Origin of the sequence: Mesorhizobium sp. M1A.F.Ca.IN.020.06.1.1 (genome assembly GCF_004023265.1) — a bacterium.
In the GTDB taxonomy this organism is placed as follows: Bacteria; Pseudomonadota; Alphaproteobacteria; order Rhizobiales; family Rhizobiaceae; genus Mesorhizobium.
Genome location: NZ_RZSR01001333.1, coordinates 1 through 1,205 on the forward strand (window position 1 = coordinate 1; position 1,205 = coordinate 1,205).

Genomic DNA, 1,205 nt, shown 5'->3' on the forward strand with positions numbered 1-1,205 from the left:
CCGGAAGTCGAGGCGGTTTCGAAGCCGCGCAGCGGGCCGAAGGCCAAGGCCGAGCCGGCGTCCGCCTTCAAGTCGCCGGAAGCGAAGCAACCTGCGACCAAGACGGCCAAGCCTTCGCTCGAGGACAAGAACCGCCCGGCCGGGATCGCGCGTCCGGCAACGGTCGACGATCTGAAGCTGATCTCCGGTGTCGGTCCGAAGATCGAAGGCGTCCTGCATTCGCTTGGCATTTATACTTTCGCGCAGGTCTCTGCGTGGAGGAAGGCCGAGCGCGAATGGGTCGACGGCTATCTCAATTTCCGCGGCCGTATCGAGCGCGACGACTGGGCGAAGCAGGCCAAGGCGCTCGCCAAGGGCGGCGTCGCCGAGTACATCCGCGTCTTCGGCAAGAAGCCGGTCTGAGGGACGAACAATGCTTCAGGACAAAGACCGCATCTTCACCAACATCTACGGCCTCTTCGACAAGTCGCTGGCCGGAGCGCAGGCGCGCGGCATGTGGGACGATACACCCGGCCTGATCGCCAAGGGACGCGACTGGATCATCAACGAAATGAAGGCAAGCGGCCTGCGCGGCCGTGGCGGCGCCGGCTTCCCGACCGGCCTGAAATGGTCGTTCATGCCCAAGCAGAGCGATGGCCGGCCGAGCTATCTCGTCATCAATGCCGACGAATCCGAGCCTGGCACCTGCAAGGACCGTGACATTCTGCGCAACGATCCGCATACGCTGGTCGAGGGCGCGCTGGTCGCCGGTTTCGCCATGGGCGCGGTCGCTGCTTACATCTATGTGCGCGGCGAGTTCATCCGCGAGCGCGAGGCGCTGCAGCGCGCCATCGACGAGGCTTATGCGGCCAAGCTCATCGGCAAGAACAACACCTCCGGCTACGACTTCGACGTCTATATGCACCACGGCGCCGGCGCCTATATTTGCGGCGAGGAGACGGCGCTGCTCGAAAGCCTCGAGGGCAAGAAGGGCCAGCCGCGACTGAAGCCGCCATTCCCGGCCAATGTCGGCCTTTATGGCTGCCCGACCACGGTCAACAACGTCGAATCCATCGCCGTGGCGCCGACGATCCTGCGCCGGGGTGCTGCCTGGTTCTCGTCCTTCGGCCGGCCGAACAATGCCGGCACCAAGCTCTTCTGCGTGTCCGGGCACGTCAACAATCCGTGCACCTTCGAAGAGGCGATGTCGATCCCGTTCCGCGAAC

Annotated in this window: 1 protein-coding gene and 1 pseudogene; both read left to right on the forward strand. The window is 64.5% G+C overall.

Features of this window, described 5'->3' with window-relative positions; genetic code table 11:
* Window positions 1-402, forward strand: a pseudogene (locus tag EOA60_RS33750) (NADH-quinone oxidoreductase subunit E); the annotation flags it as partial.
* A gap of 10 nt (window positions 403-412) precedes the next feature.
* On the forward strand, window positions 413-1,205 hold a 793-nt coding region (gene nuoF, locus EOA60_RS33755; protein WP_128312663.1), incomplete at its 3' end, for an NADH-quinone oxidoreductase subunit NuoF.